This window comes from Nonomuraea sp. NPDC050383 (genome assembly GCF_044459125.1).
Lineage (GTDB): Bacteria > Actinomycetota > Actinomycetes > Streptosporangiales > Streptosporangiaceae > Nonomuraea.
The window spans coordinates 206496-221102 of the sequence record NZ_JBITIP010000008.1; the positions used below are offsets into that span (position 1 = coordinate 206496).

17 protein-coding genes are annotated in these 14607 nt (G+C 73.7%); 10 read left to right on the top strand and 7 right to left on the bottom strand.

All coding sequences use genetic code 11. The annotated features are described in order from the left end of the window. Positions 1–77 precede the first annotated feature (77 nt). Positions 78–494 carry a hypothetical protein gene (locus ACIBG4_RS21645; RefSeq protein ID WP_397203306.1) on the top strand — a complete coding sequence of 139 codons (417 nt, stop codon included), beginning with the start codon at positions 78–80 and terminating at the stop codon, positions 492–494. An 8-nt stretch (positions 495–502) separates the two neighbouring features. On the opposite strand, the gene crcB is transcribed toward ACIBG4_RS21645, so the two are convergent. From crcB to ACIBG4_RS21665, 4 genes are all read right to left on the bottom strand, one after another. Further along, the gene (gene crcB / locus ACIBG4_RS21650) at positions 503–859 is read right to left on the bottom strand and encodes a fluoride efflux transporter CrcB (protein WP_355435019.1); all 357 of its coding nucleotides are present in this window, start codon (positions 857–859) and stop codon (positions 503–505) included. Continuing rightward, positions 856–1275 carry a DUF190 domain-containing protein gene (locus ACIBG4_RS21655; RefSeq protein ID WP_397203307.1) on the bottom strand — a complete coding sequence of 140 codons (420 nt, stop codon included), beginning with the start codon at positions 1273–1275 and terminating at the stop codon, positions 856–858. Before ACIBG4_RS21655 ends, crcB begins: the two co-directional genes overlap by 4 nt. Further along, positions 1272–1787 carry a CrcB family protein gene (locus ACIBG4_RS21660; protein WP_310706992.1) on the bottom strand — a complete coding sequence of 172 codons (516 nt, stop codon included), beginning with the start codon at positions 1785–1787 and terminating at the stop codon, positions 1272–1274. Before ACIBG4_RS21660 ends, ACIBG4_RS21655 begins: the two co-directional genes overlap by 4 nt. A 120-nt stretch (positions 1788–1907) precedes the next feature. Continuing rightward, positions 1908–3269, bottom strand: coding sequence for a TrkH family potassium uptake protein (locus ACIBG4_RS21665; protein WP_397203308.1), 1362 nt, complete (start codon positions 3267–3269; stop codon positions 1908–1910). A gap of 105 nt (positions 3270–3374) precedes the next feature. On the opposite strand from ACIBG4_RS21665, the gene ACIBG4_RS21670 reads away from it, so the two are divergent. The 5 genes from ACIBG4_RS21670 to ACIBG4_RS21690 all read left to right on the top strand — a co-directional run bounded on the left by ACIBG4_RS21670 (position 3375) and on the right by ACIBG4_RS21690 (position 8084). Continuing rightward, on the top strand, positions 3375–3656 hold the full coding sequence (locus tag ACIBG4_RS21670; RefSeq protein WP_310706990.1) for a metal-sensitive transcriptional regulator: 282 nt from the start codon (positions 3375–3377) through the stop codon (positions 3654–3656). 65 nt (positions 3657–3721) lie between these two features. After that, on the top strand, positions 3722–3940 hold the full coding sequence (locus tag ACIBG4_RS21675; RefSeq protein ID WP_355435031.1) for a heavy-metal-associated domain-containing protein: 219 nt from the start codon (positions 3722–3724) through the stop codon (positions 3938–3940). After that, the gene (locus ACIBG4_RS21680; protein ID WP_397203309.1) at positions 3937–4962 is read left to right on the top strand and encodes a hypothetical protein; all 1026 of its coding nucleotides are present in this window, start codon (positions 3937–3939) and stop codon (positions 4960–4962) included. The genes ACIBG4_RS21675 and ACIBG4_RS21680 overlap by 4 nt, the downstream gene beginning before the upstream one ends. 27 nt (positions 4963–4989) lie before the next feature. Then, the gene (locus ACIBG4_RS21685; protein ID WP_397203311.1) at positions 4990–7254 is read left to right on the top strand and encodes a heavy metal translocating P-type ATPase; all 2265 of its coding nucleotides are present in this window, start codon (positions 4990–4992) and stop codon (positions 7252–7254) included. Positions 7255–7451: 197 nt separating this feature from the next. Then, positions 7452–8084 carry a DUF305 domain-containing protein gene (locus ACIBG4_RS21690; RefSeq protein WP_397203312.1) on the top strand — a complete coding sequence of 211 codons (633 nt, stop codon included), beginning with the start codon at positions 7452–7454 and terminating at the stop codon, positions 8082–8084. A gap of 68 nt (positions 8085–8152) precedes the next feature. Here ACIBG4_RS21690 and ACIBG4_RS21695 read toward each other — a convergent pair whose 3' ends face one another. Continuing rightward, complete coding sequence (locus ACIBG4_RS21695) at positions 8153–8704, bottom strand: hypothetical protein (protein WP_355435042.1); 552 nt, start codon at positions 8702–8704, stop codon at positions 8153–8155. A gap of 59 nt (positions 8705–8763) precedes the next feature. Continuing rightward, the gene (locus ACIBG4_RS21700) at positions 8764–9321 is read right to left on the bottom strand and encodes a DUF5709 domain-containing protein (protein WP_397203314.1); all 558 of its coding nucleotides are present in this window, start codon (positions 9319–9321) and stop codon (positions 8764–8766) included. Positions 9322–9532: 211 nt separating this feature from the next. Here ACIBG4_RS21700 and ACIBG4_RS21705 point away from each other — a divergent pair, with 211 nt between their 5' ends. Then, the gene (locus tag ACIBG4_RS21705; protein WP_397203315.1) at positions 9533–10636 is read left to right on the top strand and encodes a YbdK family carboxylate-amine ligase; all 1104 of its coding nucleotides are present in this window, start codon (positions 9533–9535) and stop codon (positions 10634–10636) included. 33 nt (positions 10637–10669) lie between these two features. Here the strand turns inward: ACIBG4_RS21705 and ACIBG4_RS21710 are convergent, their stop codons facing one another. Beyond that, entirely contained in the window at positions 10670–11683 is a 1014-nt protein-coding gene (locus ACIBG4_RS21710) for a zinc-binding alcohol dehydrogenase family protein (protein WP_310706982.1), read from the bottom strand. 210 nt (positions 11684–11893) lie between these two features. On the opposite strand from ACIBG4_RS21710, the gene ACIBG4_RS21715 reads away from it, so the two are divergent. From ACIBG4_RS21715 to ACIBG4_RS21725, 3 genes are read left to right on the top strand one after another with little or no spacing between them, the layout of a single operon-like run. Continuing rightward, a complete protein-coding gene (locus ACIBG4_RS21715) occupies positions 11894–12928 on the top strand; it encodes an LLM class flavin-dependent oxidoreductase (protein ID WP_310706981.1) in 1035 nt (344 codons plus the stop codon). Beyond that, complete coding sequence (locus tag ACIBG4_RS21720) at positions 12925–14079, top strand: LLM class flavin-dependent oxidoreductase (RefSeq protein ID WP_397203316.1); 1155 nt, start codon at positions 12925–12927, stop codon at positions 14077–14079. The genes ACIBG4_RS21715 and ACIBG4_RS21720 overlap by 4 nt, the downstream gene beginning before the upstream one ends. Beyond that, positions 14076–14600, top strand: a complete 525-nt coding sequence (locus ACIBG4_RS21725; protein WP_310706979.1) for a flavin reductase family protein — start codon at positions 14076–14078, stop codon at positions 14598–14600. Before ACIBG4_RS21720 ends, ACIBG4_RS21725 begins: the two co-directional genes overlap by 4 nt. Positions 14601–14607 lie beyond the last annotated feature (7 nt).

Here is a 14607-nt window from a genome sequence, read left to right on the forward strand (position 1 = left end):
GCCGAGTCTGCTCGGGGGAGGCGAATTGTGGTGTTTTGGGCGAGGTTAGGGACGGTATTCCGCTTGTGGGGGGTGCCATGAAACAGATCGTTGCCGCTGGTCTCGGGGTGGTGGTCATGCTCGGCCTGTGCGCCGCCTCGGCGCGGGCCGACGGGGATCTTCGCGACCTGAGCTCGGCGAGTGCCGACGGCCATGGGGCCGCTGCGGACGGGGACGGCGATGGCCAGAACGTCAGCAGCCGCCAGTACCGAATCCTGCTCCGCCAGTGCTCGTACGCGAACACGCCCGGCGCGCGCGCCCGCTGCCGCTCGAACGTGAGGGCCACCTACCGCATCGGCGCGGCCGACCCGTCACTGGACTGCCGGACCTACTCCGGCGTGACGGTGTGCGGGAAGCTCATGCTGAGCCCGTCCGAGCGCTCCTGCGTCACGGACTCGGTCGCGCAGGGGCTGTCCTACCGGCGCTCCGAGGTGGAGTGCTACGTCTTCCTCTGATCCGGCGATCACAGGGCCAGGGCGACCGTCATGCCGCACCACGCGGCGCCGAACCCGGCCGCCACGCTGCCCAGCGCGTTGAGCAGCGCGTACGTCCCGGCGCCGTCGCGGACCAGCCGCACGGTCTCGTACCCGAACGTCGAGTACGTGGTCAGCGCGCCGCAGAAGCCGGTGCCCAGCAGGGCCATGACGGGGCCGGGCGCCGGCACGGCGGCGAGGAAGCCCAGCAGGGCCGAGCCGAGCACGTTGACCGTGAGGGTGCCCCAGGGGAACAGGGAGTCGTGGCGCGCCTGCACGGCCCGGTCGGCCAGATAGCGCAGCGGGGCGCCGACGGCGGCCCCCAGCGCGACGAGCAGCACGGTCACGAGTCGCGCCCGCCCGCGCCGGTCCCGTACGGCCCGTCCGCGTCCGTCCCGTCCGCCGGTTCCGGGAAGTCGGCGTCTCCGGAGGAGCGGCCCGCGTAGCGGATGACCTCCACCTCGTCGAGGATCACCAGCCCCTCGGTGACCAGCTCGTCGAGCTGCGGCAGGAAGGACCGCACCTTGTCCGGCGCGTCCACGATCACGATCGCCAGCGGAAGGTCCTCCGACAGCGACAGGATCCGGGTGGTGTGGATGCGGCTGGAGGCGCCGAAGCCCTCGATGCCGCGCATCACGCTGGCCCCCGCCAGCCCCGCGCGGTGGGCCCGGTGCACGATCTCGTGGTAGAGCGGCTTGTGCCGCCACACGTCGCTCTCCCCGACGTAGACGGTCAGGCGCAACGCCGAGCCGTGGAGTCTCATCGCTCCTCCTCTCTCGACCGCCGGTCCAGGAACAGCAGGCGGCCCAGGCGGTCGCCCAGGTGGACCGCCAGCAGCGCGGCGACCAGCGTGCCCGCCAGGTAGGCCAGCGCCGTGCGCGGCTCGCCCGCCTGGAGCGTCCGCTGCGCGTCCACCACGTACGTCGAGAAGGTGGTGTACCCGCCCAGCACGCCCACCCCCAGGAAGGGCCGCACCAGGGGGTGGACCCGCCACGCCTCGGTCACGGCGACCATGAGCACGCCGATCAGCAGGCACCCCGTCACGTTGACCCCCCACGTGGCCCAGGCGAACGCCCCGGGCGCGTGGGGGAAGGCCAGCGTGATGCCCCAGCGGGCCAGCGCGCCGAGCATCCCGCCCACGGAGACCGCGCCGAGCGTGGCCCAGGGCACCCGCCGCAGCCGGCGCCCCAGGGGCCGGTCCGGGCGCGGCGGCCGCGGGCCGACGCCGGTCTCGGCGAGGCGGGGCGCTCCGGACTCCGGGCGGGCGTCGGACATGGCTCTCCTACCGGCTCTTCCACCGGGCGTTCTCGCCGGGCGTTCCGGCCGGGCATCTCTCATGGGGCACGTCCATCAGGTGCCGGCTCTCGTAGCGAGGCTACCCGCGGGCGGAGATCCTCAGCCGACGATCACCCGTTCCTCCGGCAGCTCGTAGCGGCGGGTACGGTCCTTCAGGGCCAGCGCCGACCCCAGCGTGAGCGGCCCGATCCGGCCGGCGAACATGAGCGCCACGAGCAGCACGTGCCCGGCGGTCGTCACGTCGGAGGTGATGCCGGTGGACATCCCCGCCGTGCCGAAGGCCGCCACCACCTCGAACAGCACCCGGTCCAGACCGTGCGGCGTCAGGACCAGCAGCACGTACGTCGAGACGACGACGAGCGCCATGCCCATCGCCGAGATCGACACGGCCTGCCGCTGCGCCGACTCGGGCAGCCGCCGCCGCCCGACCGCGACGTGCCGCTCGCCCCGCAGCTCGGCCCAGATGACGAACGCCAGCAGCCCGAACGTGGTCACCTTGATCCCGCCCGCGGTGCCCGCGCTGCCGCCGCCGACGAACATCAGCACCTCGGTCACCAGCCAGCTCGACGGCTGCATCTGGGCGATGTCCAGGCTGTTGAAGCCGGCCGAGCGCGCCATGACGGAGGTGAAGAAGGCCGCCAGCAGCTTGCCGCCGTCGTCCAGCGGGGCCAGCGTCGCCGGGTTGCGCCACTCGGTGGTGAGGTACGCCAGCGTGCCCGCCCCCAGCAGGATGAGCGTCGCCCCGACCGTGACGCGGGTGATGATCGACCACCGGCTCGGCCGCCGCCAGGAGCGCAGCAGCTCGAACACGACCGGGAAGCCGAGCCCGCCCACGATCACGGCCGTGGCCACCGTCAGGCAGATCCACGGGTCGGCCACGAACCGCATCAGGCTGTCCGGCCACAGCCCGAACCCGGCGTTGTTGAACGCCGACACCGCGTGGAAGGCGCCCAGGTAGAGAGCCCGGGACAGCGGCTCGTCGTACCCGGCGACGAAGCGGGCGGTGAGCACGACGGCGATGACGGCCTCGCAGGCGAGGCTGAAGAGCGCCACCTTGCGCACCAGCCGCCGCACCTCGGCCATGCTGAGGGCCTTGGTCTCGGCCTGGGCGAACAGCCGCGCCCGCAGTCCGAGCCGTCCGGCGACGAGCACGGTGAACAGGGTGGCCAGCGTCATGATGCCCAGCCCGCCCGCCTGCACCAGTCCGGCGATCACCACCTCGCCGAACACGGACCAGTGGGAGGCGGTGTCCACCACCACCAGCCCGGTCACGGACACGGCGGAGGTCGCGGTGAACAGCGCCGTCACCAGTCCGGCGGACTCCCCGGTCGTGGTGGCCACGGGCAGCGAGAGCAGCCCCGTGCCGAGGGCGATCGCCGCGCCGAACCCGGTGGCGATGACCTGTGCGGGGTGGTGGAACCGGTCGAGGAGGGACGAGTAACGTCCGGCGCGCCGTCTCATCGCGCAAACCGTAACAGCCTTCGTGGCAGGTTCCGCACCCCCGTCGGAATACGGTAGGGGGGTATCGTGTTAGAGTGGGTGACAGCGAGGGAGAGGGGGATCGGCATGGCGGGATACTCCGCACGCAAGGACGACCACAGCCGGCGGCTGCGCCGGATCGAGGGGCAGGTCCGCGGGCTGCAGCGGATGGTGGAGGACGACAAGTACTGCATCGACGTCCTGACCCAGGTGTCGGCGGCCACCAGCGCCCTCCAGTCGTTCGCCCTGTCCATGTTGGAGGAGCACCTGGCCCACTGTGTCGCCGAGGCCACCCGCGAGGGCGGGCCCGAGGCGCAGGCCAAGGTCAAGGAGGCGTCCGACGCGATCGCGCGGCTCGTCCGCTCGTGACCCGGCTTCGAGCTCCGTTTTTGATTCAGCGTTCTTCCACCGACGTTATCGAGGAGTGATTCGGTATGGCCACCACCACCGCTACCTACACCGTCAAGGGCATGACCTGCGGCCACTGCGTCAGCTCGGTGAAGGAGGAGGTCGGCGAGGTGCCCGGCGTGACGGGTGTCGAGGTCGACCTGGCCAGCGGGCTGCTGACCGTCGGCAGCGAGCAGCCGATCGAGCCGGAGCGCATCGTGGCCGCCGTCGAGGGGGCCGGTTACACGGTGGAGAGTGCGTCGTGAACACGGCCGGCAGGCTCGGGCTGTACGCCCTGGGCCTGGCTGTGGCGTTCGGCGGGGCGTTCGGTGTGGGCGGCGCCGTGGGTGACACGGGCACGCCGGGGACCGCGGTCCCCGGCGCCCACGCCGAGCAGGCCGGAGAAGGTCACGGCGGCGAGGGTCACGGCAGTGAGGGCCGGGGCACAGGGGCACAGGCAGGTGCGGCGGATACCCCCGGGGGGCTTCAAGTGTCAGAGAGCGGCTACACCTTCGTCCCGCTGACCGGCGAGATCCGGCCCGGCGAGCCCACCGACTTCCGCTTCGCCGTGACGGGCCCCGGCGGGCGCAACGTCACCGGCTTCGACGTGCGCCACGACAAGCGGCTCCACCTCATCGTGGCCTCGCGCGACCTGACGACGTTCCAGCACGTCCATCCGGAGATGTCGGCCGACGGCGTCTGGACGGTCAAGCTGACGCTGCCCGCCGCGGGCGCCTACCGGGCCTTCGCCGACTTCGCGCCGGCCGGCGGCCCCGCGCTGACCCTCGGCGCCGATGTGTTCGTGGCCGGCGGCTACACGCCCCGGCCGCTGCCCGCGGCGAGCCGTACGACGACCGTGGACGGCTACACGGTCGAGCTGGCCGGCGACCTGGTCCCCGGCCGGTCGAGCAGGCTGGCGCTCAAGGTGACCAAGGCCGGCGAGCCGGTCACCGACCTGCAGCCGTATCTGGGGGCGTACGGGCACCTCGTCGCCCTGCGCGGCGGCGACCTGGCGTACCTGCACGTCCACCCGGAGGGCGCGCCCGGCGACGGCGTCACCAAGGCCGGTCCCGAGATCGTCTTCTACGCCGAGGCGCCGAGCGGCGGCGACTACCGCCTGTTCCTGGACTTCCAGCACCAGGGCCAGGTCCGCACCGCCGCCTTCACCGTCCACGCCGGCCCGTCCGGCGCGCAGCCGGCGCCCAGCGGCACGCCGAGCACCACGCCCAGCGGCACGCCGAGCGCCGGCGAGGGTGACCACGCCGACCAGGGCGAGCACGCGCACTGAGCGCGGGACGCGACGAAAGGAGAGGCGATGTCTCCCATCACGGAGTCTCCCATCACCGGCGAGAGGCCGCACGACGCGGTCGAGCTGTCGATCGGTGGCATGACCTGCGCGTCCTGCGCCAACCGCATCGAGCGCAAGCTGAACAAGCTGGACGGCGTGACCGCCACGGTCAACTACGCCACGGAGAAGGCCAAGGTCATCTTCCCCGACGGGCTGGACCCCCACATCCTGGTCGCGGAGGTGGAGAAGGCCGGCTACAGCGCCGCGCTCCCCGCTCCACCGGCGCCCGAGACCGACGAGCCGCGAGAGCCGGAAGCGGCCCAGGACGAGCTCGCGCCGCTGCGGGCCCGGCTCATCACCGCCGTGGCGCTGAGCGTCCCGGTGATCGCCATGGCGATGGTGCCGCCGCTGCAGTTCACCAACTGGCAGTGGCTGTCGCTCACGCTGGCCGCGCCGGTCGTGGTCTACGCCGGCTGGCCGTTCCACAAGGCCGCCTGGACCAACCTGCGGCACGGCGCGGCGACGATGGACACGCTGGTCTCCCTCGGCACGCTGGCCGCGCTCGGCTGGTCGCTGTGGGCGCTGTTCTTCGGCACGGCCGGCGTGCCCGGCATGACGCACCCGTTCGAGCTGACGATCGCCCGCACCGACGGCTCGGGCAACATCTACCTGGAGGCCGCGGCGGGGGTGACCGCGTTCATCCTGGCCGGGCGCTACTTCGAGGCCCGCTCCAAGCGGCGGGCCGGGGCGGCGCTGCGGGCGCTGATGGAGCTGGGCGCCAAGGACGTGGCCGTGCTGCGCGACGGCGCCGAGGTGCGCGTCCCGATCTCGCGGCTGGCCGCCGGCGACCGGTTCGTGGTCCGGCCGGGCGAGAAGATCGCCACGGACGGCGTGGTCGACGAGGGCACCTCCGCGGTCGACGCCTCGATGCTGACGGGCGAGTCCGTCCCGGTCGAGGTACGGCCGGGCGACGCGGTCACCGGCGCCACCGTCAACGCGGGCGGCCGGCTGGTCGTGCGCGCCACCCGGGTCGGCTCCGACACCCAGCTCGCCCAGATGGCCAGGCTCGTGGAGGAGGCCCAGACCGGCAAGGCGCAGGTGCAGCGGCTGGCCGACCGGATCTCCGGCGTGTTCGTGCCCATCGTGATCGCTCTGTCGCTGGGCACGCTCGGCTTCTGGCTCGGCGCGGGCGCGGGCCCGGCGGCGGCCTTCACCGCCGCGGTGGCCGTGCTCATCATCGCCTGCCCGTGCGCCCTGGGCCTGGCCACCCCGACCGCGCTGCTGGTCGGCACGGGCCGGGGCGCCCAGCTCGGCATCCTCATCAAGGGGCCGGAGGTGCTGGAGTCGACCCGGCGGGTGGACACCGTCGTCCTGGACAAGACCGGCACCGTCACCGAAGGCCGCATGACGCTGGTCGAGACGCACGTCGCCGACGGCGAGGACGAGACCGAGGTGCTGCGCCTGGCCGGCGCCCTGGAGAACGCCTCCGAGCACCCCATCGCCCGGGCCGTCGCCCGGGGCGCGGCCGAGCAGGCCGGCGAGCTGCCCGTGCCCGAGGACTTCGCGAACGTCGAGGGCCTGGGCGTGCAGGGGATCGTGGACGGGCACGCCGTTCTCGTCGGCCGGCCCCGGTTGCTGGCCGAGTGGTCGCAGCACCTGCCGCCGGACCTGGAGCGGGCGCTGGACAAGGCGCAGGAGGCCGGTCGCACGGCCGTGGCGGTCGGATGGGACGGCAAGGCCCGCGCGGTGCTCGTCGTGGCCGACGTGGTCAAGCCCACCTCGGCCGAGGCGATCCGGCGGCTGCGGGCGCTCGGCCTGAAGCCGGTGCTGCTGACCGGTGACAACGAGGCCGTCGCGCGGAGCGTGGCCGCCGAGGTCGGCATCGACGAGGTCATCGCCGAGGTGCTGCCCCAGGACAAGGTGGACGTCGTCAAGCGGCTCCAGTCCGAGGGCAGGTCGGTGGCCATGGTCGGCGACGGGGTCAACGACGCCGCCGCGCTCGCCCAGGCCGACCTGGGCCTGGCCATGGGTACCGGCACGGACGTGGCCATCGAGGCGTCCGATCTCACGCTCGTGCGGGGCGACCTCCGCGTGGCGGCGGACGCGATCCGGCTGTCGCGGCGGACGTTGCGTACGATCAAGGGGAACCTGTTCTGGGCGTTCGCCTACAACGTGGCCGCCCTGCCGCTGGCCGCCATGGGGTTGCTCAACCCCATGATCGCCGGTGCCGCGATGGCGTTCTCCAGCGTCTTCGTGGTCAGCAACAGCCTGCGGCTGCGCGGGTTCAAGTGATCGACGCGCAGCCGCCCGAGAGCGGCCGAGGCGGCCGGTGACGAGAGAGTCCCGGCCGCCTCGGCTCTGTTTCCGGTCAGGCGCGGGTCAGGCGGGGCTCGGTCTCCGGACCGCCCGCGTGTCGGTGCCGCGCGCACGGGCCGATCACTCCCACGATTACGGTCAACGCACAGTCCATCGCCGGGAGTGACATCGCCATGCTCGCCCACCGCATGCTCGCCCACCGTACGACCGCCCGCGCCGCGACCGTCGCGGCCGCCGCTCTCGCGCTGCTGACCGCCTGCGGCGGGACCGGCGACGAGGCCGCCGCTCCCGGAGCGGCGGCCGACGCGCCCGTGCCGGCCGCCCGGCAGACCAGCGCCCAGCCCTCCGGCGAGCACGACGACGCCGACGTGATGTTCGCGCGGATGATGATCCCGCATCACCGGCAGGCCGTCGAGATGGCCGACCTGGCCGCCACCCGCGCCGAGGACCCCGAGGTCAGGAAGCTGGCCGAGCGCATCAAGGCCGCTCAGGAGCCGGAGATCGCCGCCATGAGCGGCTGGCTTCGCGAGTGGGGCGAGCCGGAGTCCGCCGGCGGGCACATGAGGCACCGCATGCCCGGCATGATGTCCGCCGACGACATGGAGGACCTCGAAGCGGTCAGCGGCGAGATCTTCGACAAGGAGTTCACGCGGCTGATGATCGAGCACCACAAGGGGGCGGTCGAGATGGCCCAGACCGAGCAGCGGCAGGGCCTGAACGCCGGCGCCAAGCAGCTCGCCCGGAGCATCGAGTCGTCGCAACGGGATGAGATCGACCAGATGCGGCGCATCCTCGACCGCCTCTGAGCCCGGCGCCCGCGTGCAGGCGCCGCGTGCCGGCGCCGGGGCAGGCCCTGTCATGCCACGTCGTCGTGTCAGGTGTCGTACGGGCGGCCGGTGCCCTCGCCGGGCAGGTAGCCGCCGTCGTCCGCGTCCGTGCGGCCGGAGCCGCCGTCGGGGTCGTCCGCGTCCGAGGCGGACCAGTCCAGGTCGCCCGTCACGTGCCCCTGCTCCGGCTGCCGGGCCGTGGCCGGGCGCTTGACGACGTCGTCCTCGACCACCCCGTGGGTGGCCTCGTCCACCGGCCCCTCGACCCGGAACTCCGGGTGCCCGTCGTGGCCCTGCTGCTCGACCGCGCCGGGCGGCATCGGGTGCGGGCTGGGTCCCGCCGTCTCCAGGTGGTCCTCGATCTCGTCCGTGCGCGCCGCCACGGACTTCTCGCCGGAGCCGGCCGTCACGCCCCACTCGTCGTCGCGGCCCGTGACGTACCCCATGGGCTCGGCGTAGCCGCTCTTCGGCTCGGCGTCGTCGCGCGGCTTGCCGCCGGGGCCCGGGTTGGAGCCGCGGATGGAGGCGGGGCCGATGTCGCCTCCCATGTTGTGCAGGTCACCGTCGAAGGTGGTGCCCTTGTCCTCTTCCCTGGTCATGTGCGCTCCTCACAGGTCAGGTCGTGCTGTCCACTGGCGGGGCCGCTCCGGGGCAGGGCTCACTCGGGCTCCACGCGCATGGCGGCCTCCTCGGCGGTGAAGCCGCCCGCGTCCGGGCCGACCTCCCGGGCCACCTCGTCCGGCTCGACGTCCCCGCGAACGCCCTCGTCGGGCGCGACCAGCCGGCCCGCCGGTCGCGGGTCGTCCCAGACGGCGCCGGACGGCTCCTCCGGCTGCGCCTGCCAGGAGGGGTCCACGTCGTCGTCCGGCTGGAAGTCGGTGTCGAGGTCCGAGCCGACGCCCAGCCCGCTGTCCTCGGTCACCCGCTCGTCGTCGTCCCCGGCGGTCTCGTCGCGTACGGTCGCCGGACCGTCCACCTCGTACAGCGGCTGGTCGTCGGGCACCTCGCGGCTCAGGCGGCCGTCCAGCGACTCGCCCTGGATCTGCTCGTCGATCGTCGTCCCGTGCTCGTCCACCGCGATCGGCCGGTCGCCGGGCAGCGGCGCCTCCTGCGGGTCCACCGCCCACTGCTGCTCGGGAGTGCCGTCCTGGAGGTCCGGGATGCCCTCGTCCTCGAACCGCGAGCGCGGGTCGTGCTCCGGAGTGTGCTGCGTCACTGCGTCCCCCTCGTGGTCTCTGGTGTCGTGCCTCTGGTCTTGTCCGAACCCCGCACGTACCCCCGGCCGCCGCGGCCTCACGGATTCGGTCCGGTCTTTCGAGGGGTCCGCCCCGGCAAACCCGCACGAAGGGTGACAAAAAACTCAGGTGGGTAGAACCACGGACGACCCCCTCTGTGCGCATAGCTAGTGATGGCGAGGAGGTGGGCACGTGGTCATCACCTCCGAGGCGGTCGGAGCCGCGACCCGGACGCTCACGATGGGTGTGGAGGAGGAGTTCCTCCTCGTGAACCGCGCAGGCGGCGACCTCTCCCTGTGCGGCCCTGAGATCACCGGCCTGCTCGGCGACGAGCGGGTCAAGACCGAAGTCATGCGCTACCAGCTCGAAACGGTCACAGGCGTGTGCGGCTGTCCCGAGGAGGCGGGCGGCCAGCTCCTGGAGTTGCGCCGCCGCGCCGCCGCTGCCGCGGCCGAGACGGGCTGCCTGCTCCTGGCCTCCGGGGTCGCGCCGCAGCGCCTTCCCGGCGGGCCCGCCGTGACGCCCGACCCGCGATACCGCGAGCTGGACAGGCGCTTCGGCCGGCTGCTGGCCCGCACCGGCACCTGCGGCTGCCACGTCCACGTCGGCATACCGTCGCGCGAGGTGGGCGTGCGGGTGCTGACCCGGATGCGGCCGTGGCTGGCCACACTGCTCGCGGTCAGCGCCAACTCGCCGATCGCGAACGGCCACGACACCGGCTGGGAGAGCACCAGGTACAAACGCTGGACGCGCTGGCCCTCGGCCATGGCGCCCCGGGCGTGGCGATCGGCCGCCGACTACGACGCGGCGGTGTGCCGGCTGATCCGCCGGGGGAAGGCGATCGACGAGCGCGGCGTGTACTTCCACGCCCGGCTGTCGTGCCGCTACCCGACGGTTGAGCTGCGCGTCATGGACACCGGCCTGTCGATCGACGACACCGTCCTCGTGACCGGTCTGGCGCGGACGCTGGTCGGCCTGGCCCTGGCCGAGCTGCGGGCGGGCGAGCCGATCCGGCGCATCGGCGACATGCGCGTCGCCGCCGCGCTGAACGCCGCCGCCCGCCACGGGCTGGGCGCCCTCACGCGCGACCCGTACACGGGCCGGGTGGTGAACCACGAGCGGATGCTCGCCACGCTGCTGGACCGCGTCGCCGATCCCGGCCCGATCGCCGGGCTGCTCCAGCGCTTCCGGGAGCGGGGGACCGGCGCCGCGCGGCAGCGGGCGATGTGGGCGGCGGCCGGCTCGCCCCAGGAGTTCGCCCGGATGATGGCCGACGCCACGCTGCGCAGGGGGTGAGACGGCGGCGCCCGGAGCCCTGCCCGGCCTCGCTCAGGCGTCCATGTGCAGGACGGCGGCCCCGGTGACGCGGTCGGCCGCCAGGTCGGCGAGGGCCTGCCCGGCCTCGTCCAGCCCGTACGGGACCGTGGTGACGTGCAGCGGGCTGCGCGCCGCGTGCTCCAGCAGGGCGCGGCCGTCGGCGCGCGTGTTCGCGGTGACGCTGCGCAGGGTGCGCTCCTGGAACAGGTGCTCCTGGTAGTTCAGGGACGGGATGTCGGTCAGGTGGATCCCGGCCACCGCGAGCGTGCCGCCGCGGTCCAGGGCGGCCAGCGCGACCGGCACCAGGTCGCCCACGGGCGCGAACAGGATGGCGGCGTCCAGCGGCTCCGGCGGCGCGTCGTAGGCGTCGCCCGCCGAGGCGGCGCCCAGCTCCAGCGCCAGCCGCCGGGCCTGCGCGGCGCGGGTCAGCACGTGCACGGTCGCGCCCCGGGCGATGGCCACCTGGGCGGTCAGGTGGGCCGAGGCGCCGAACCCGTACACCCCGAGGCGCCCGCCGGGCGGCAGCTCGGCGCGCAGCAGCGCGCGGTAGCCGATGATGCCCGCGCAGAGCAGGGGCGCCAGCTTCTCGGCCGGAGGGTCGGCGGGCAGTGGGTGGACGAAGTCCTGGGGGGCGGTCAGGTACTCGGCGTAGCCTCCGTCGGCGTCCCAGCCGGTGTAGCGGGAGTACGGGCAGAGGTTCTCGGCGCCGCGGACGCAGTAGCGGCAGGTGCCGCAGGCCGAGCGCAGCCAGGCCACGCCCACGCGGGCGCCGTCGGGCAGGTCCGCCCCGGGGCCGCGGCCCGCGACGCGGCCCACGACCTCGTGCCCGGGGACCGTGCGCGGCCGTCGCGGCGTCAGGTCGCCCTCCGCGAGATGCAGGTCGGTACGGCAGACGGCGCACACCTCGACCTTGACGAGCACCTCGCCGGGGCCGGGTACGGGCACGGCCGTCCGCACGCGCTCCAGCGGTCCCGTGGCCATGGGCCCGGGCCGCGCCACCACCCACGCGGTCATCGTCTCCGCCATACCTCCATGGTCACATGCCGGCCCGGCCCCGCCCTGTCGCGCCCGCCCCGGCCCCGTGCCCGTCGAAAGGGTCGCTGACAAAAAGGGACAAAGGGGTTGACCTTGAAACCTAGTTTTCCTACAGTTTTTATAGGTAATACGGCGACGACCCCAGGGGCCGCCGCCGGCCGACCACTACGAGCCCGACCGCTACGAGCCCGTGGGGGCACGATGAAGTTCCTGCTGATCACCCTGATCACGTACGACGGCCGGAAGTCCGCCACCGAGCGGTTCCGCGAGGTGGTCGCCAACGCCGTGCTCGCCGAAGAGCTCGGCTTCGACGGGTTCGGCGTGGGGGAGCGGCACGAGCGGCCGTTCATCTCGTCCTCGCCACCGGTCGTGCTGAGCCACATCGCCGCCCACACCTCCACCATCCGCCTGTTCACCGCCGTCACCACGCTCAGCCTGCTCGACCCCGTCCGTGCCTACGAGGACTACGCCACCCTCGACCACCTGTCCGGAGGCCGCCTCGAACTGATCATCGGCAAGGGCAACGGCGCCGCCCAGGCCCAGCTCTTCCACGTCACCCCCGAGGACCAGTGGGCGCGCAACCAGGAGGGCTACGAGCTGTTCCGGCGGCTGTGGCGCGAGGACAAGGTCACCTGGGAGGGCCGCTTCCGCCCGTCGCTCACCGACGCCGAGACCTGGCCCCGCCCGCTCCAGCGGCCGATCCGCGTCTGGCACGGCAGCGCCACCAGCAAGGACTCCGTCGAGCTGGCCGCCAAGTACGGCGATCCGCTGTTCTCGGCCAACGTCACCAACCCCATCGAGCCGTACGCGGAGCTGATCGACCACTACCGCGAACGCTGGGCCCACCACGGCCACGACCCCGCCGACGCGCTCGTCGGAGCCGGCACCGCCGGCTACTACGCCGCCCGCACCTCCCAGGAGGCCATCGAGACCTACCGCCCCATCTTCGACGCCCGCCGCGCCCTGTCCGAGAAGCACGGGGTGCGGCCCGTCTTCCACTCGCTGGAGGACGCCGTCGAACGCGGCTCCATCCTCGTCGGCAGCCCGCAGCAGATCATCGACAAGGTCCACCGCTACCACGGGCGTTTCGGCCACGAGGTCATGCACCTGCACGCCGACGCCGACGGCCTGACCGACAAGCAGCACCGCGAGGCGATGGAGCTGTTCCAGGCCGAGATCGCGCCCGTGCTGCGCAAGGAGATCCCCAGCCGGCCCTTCCCGGAGGCACGCGCATGACGACCCCGCTGTCCGTCCTCGACCTGTCACCCATCCCGTCCGGCGGGAGCGCCGCCGACGCGCTGCGCAACACCCTCGACCTGGCCCGGCGGGCCGACGAGCTCGGCTACCACCGGTACTGGCTGGCCGAGCACCACCTCGCCGCCGGGGTGGCCGGCTCGGCGCCCGCCGTGCTCATCGGGCTCGTGGCCGCCGCCACCAGCCGCATCAGGGTCGGCTCCGGCGCCGTCCAGCTCGGGCACCAGACGCCGCTGGCACTGGTCGAGCAGTTCGGCCTGATCGAGGCGCTGCACCCGGGCCGCGTCGATCTCGGCCTCGGCCGCTCCGGCCACCGCGGACCGTCGTCCGAGAAGACCCCCGGAACGCCCCGTGAGCCGGTCACCCGCGCCGGCCGCGTCGTGGACGGGCTGCTCATCCCGCCGCCCTTCGACCCCACCCGGCTGATCGCCTCGCCCCGCCTGGCCTTCCAGGCGTCGCTGCTGTGGCAGCCCGGCGGCCACGCCCCGGCCTTCGCCGACCAGGTGGACGACATCCTCGCCTTCCTCCGCGGCGAGTACCGGGCGCCGGAGGGCTGGACCGTCCACGCCGTGCCGGGCGAGGGAGCCGACGTGGAGGTGTGGATCCTCGGCAGCAGCGGCGGCGAGAGCGCCCGGGTGGCGGGCGAGCGCGGCCTGCCCTTCGCGGCCAACTACCACGTCAGCCCGGCGACGGTGCTGGAGGCCGTGGCCGGCTACCGGGAGGCGTTCAAGCCGTCGGCGGCGCTGGCCGAGCCGTACGTCATCGTCTCGGCGGACGTGCTGGTGGCGCCCGACGACGACACCGCCGCTGAGCTGGCCGAGCCGTACGGGCTGTGGGTGCGCGACATCCGCACCGGGGCGGGCGCGCCGCCGTACCCGACGACCGGCCAGGCCCGCGCGCACACCTGGAGCGACGAGGATCGGGCGCTCGTCCAGGACCGGATCGACACCCGCTTCGTCGGCACCCCCGAGCGGGTCGCCGAGCGGCTGGATGTGCTGCGCCGCGTCACCGGCGCCGACGAGCTGCTCATCACCACCATCGCCCACGGCCACGCCGAGCGGGTCCGCTCGTACGAGCTGCTCGCCGCCGCCTGGCACGAGCTGGAAGCCCGCACGGAAGGAACGGCGGCATGACGGAGACCCTGCACGGCCGGGCACGGGGCGAGGCGGTGGACGCGGACCGGTTCAAGGAGGCGCTGGCCGTCCACGCCGCCGGCGTCGTCGTGATCACCGCGCGGAGCGAGGGCGTCCCCGTGGGGCTGACCGCGACGTCGTTCTCGTCCGTCAGCCTCGACCCGCCGCTCGTCTCCTTCTACGTCGATCGTTCCTCCACCACCTGGCCCTGGCTGCGCACCGCCGACCACTTCGCGGTGAACATCCTGGCCGGCGACCAGGCGGAGCTGGCCGCCCGGTTCGCCCGCAAGAACGTCGACCGCTTCGCCGAGCCCACCCGGTGGCGGCCGGGCCCGCTCGGCGCGCCGCTGCTCCAGGACGTGTCCGCCCACCTGATCTGCCTGCCGTACGACACCTCGCACGTGGGCGACCACGTGCTCGTCGTCGGCCTCGTCGCCGAGGCCACGGTGCACGGCGAGAGCCGTCCCCTCCTCTACCACCAGGGCCGGTTCGGCCGTTTCCTCGCCCATCCCCCGTCGTGAAGGGAAC

Bases quoted from the DNA above. Each gene is read 5' to 3' on its own strand.
- ACIBG4_RS21695 (WP_355435042.1), bottom strand. From the start codon at position 8,704: ATGACCAGGGAAGAGGACAAGGGCACCACCTTCGACGGTGACCTGCAC.
- ACIBG4_RS21725 (WP_310706979.1), top strand. From the start codon at position 14,076: ATGACGGAGACCCTGCACGGCCGGGCACGGGGCGAGGCGGTGGACGCG.
- ACIBG4_RS21655 (WP_397203307.1), bottom strand. From the start codon at position 1,275: ATGAGACTCCACGGCTCGGCGTTGCGCCTGACCGTCTACGTCGGGGAG.
- ACIBG4_RS21660 (WP_310706992.1), bottom strand. From the start codon at position 1,787: ATGTCCGACGCCCGCCCGGAGTCCGGAGCGCCCCGCCTCGCCGAGACC.
- ACIBG4_RS21670 (WP_310706990.1), top strand. From the start codon at position 3,375: ATGGCGGGATACTCCGCACGCAAGGACGACCACAGCCGGCGGCTGCGC.
- ACIBG4_RS21685 (WP_397203311.1), top strand. From the start codon at position 4,990: ATGTCTCCCATCACGGAGTCTCCCATCACCGGCGAGAGGCCGCACGAC.
- ACIBG4_RS21710 (WP_310706982.1), bottom strand. From the start codon at position 11,683: ATGGCGGAGACGATGACCGCGTGGGTGGTGGCGCGGCCCGGGCCCATG.
- ACIBG4_RS21720 (WP_397203316.1), top strand. From the start codon at position 12,925: ATGACGACCCCGCTGTCCGTCCTCGACCTGTCACCCATCCCGTCCGGC.
- ACIBG4_RS21665 (WP_397203308.1), bottom strand. From the start codon at position 3,269: ATGAGACGGCGCGCCGGACGTTACTCGTCCCTCCTCGACCGGTTCCAC.
- ACIBG4_RS21690 (WP_397203312.1), top strand. From the start codon at position 7,452: ATGCTCGCCCACCGCATGCTCGCCCACCGTACGACCGCCCGCGCCGCG.
- ACIBG4_RS21715 (WP_310706981.1), top strand. From the start codon at position 11,894: ATGAAGTTCCTGCTGATCACCCTGATCACGTACGACGGCCGGAAGTCC.
- ACIBG4_RS21645 (WP_397203306.1), top strand. From the start codon at position 78: ATGAAACAGATCGTTGCCGCTGGTCTCGGGGTGGTGGTCATGCTCGGC.
- ACIBG4_RS21675 (WP_355435031.1), top strand. From the start codon at position 3,722: ATGGCCACCACCACCGCTACCTACACCGTCAAGGGCATGACCTGCGGC.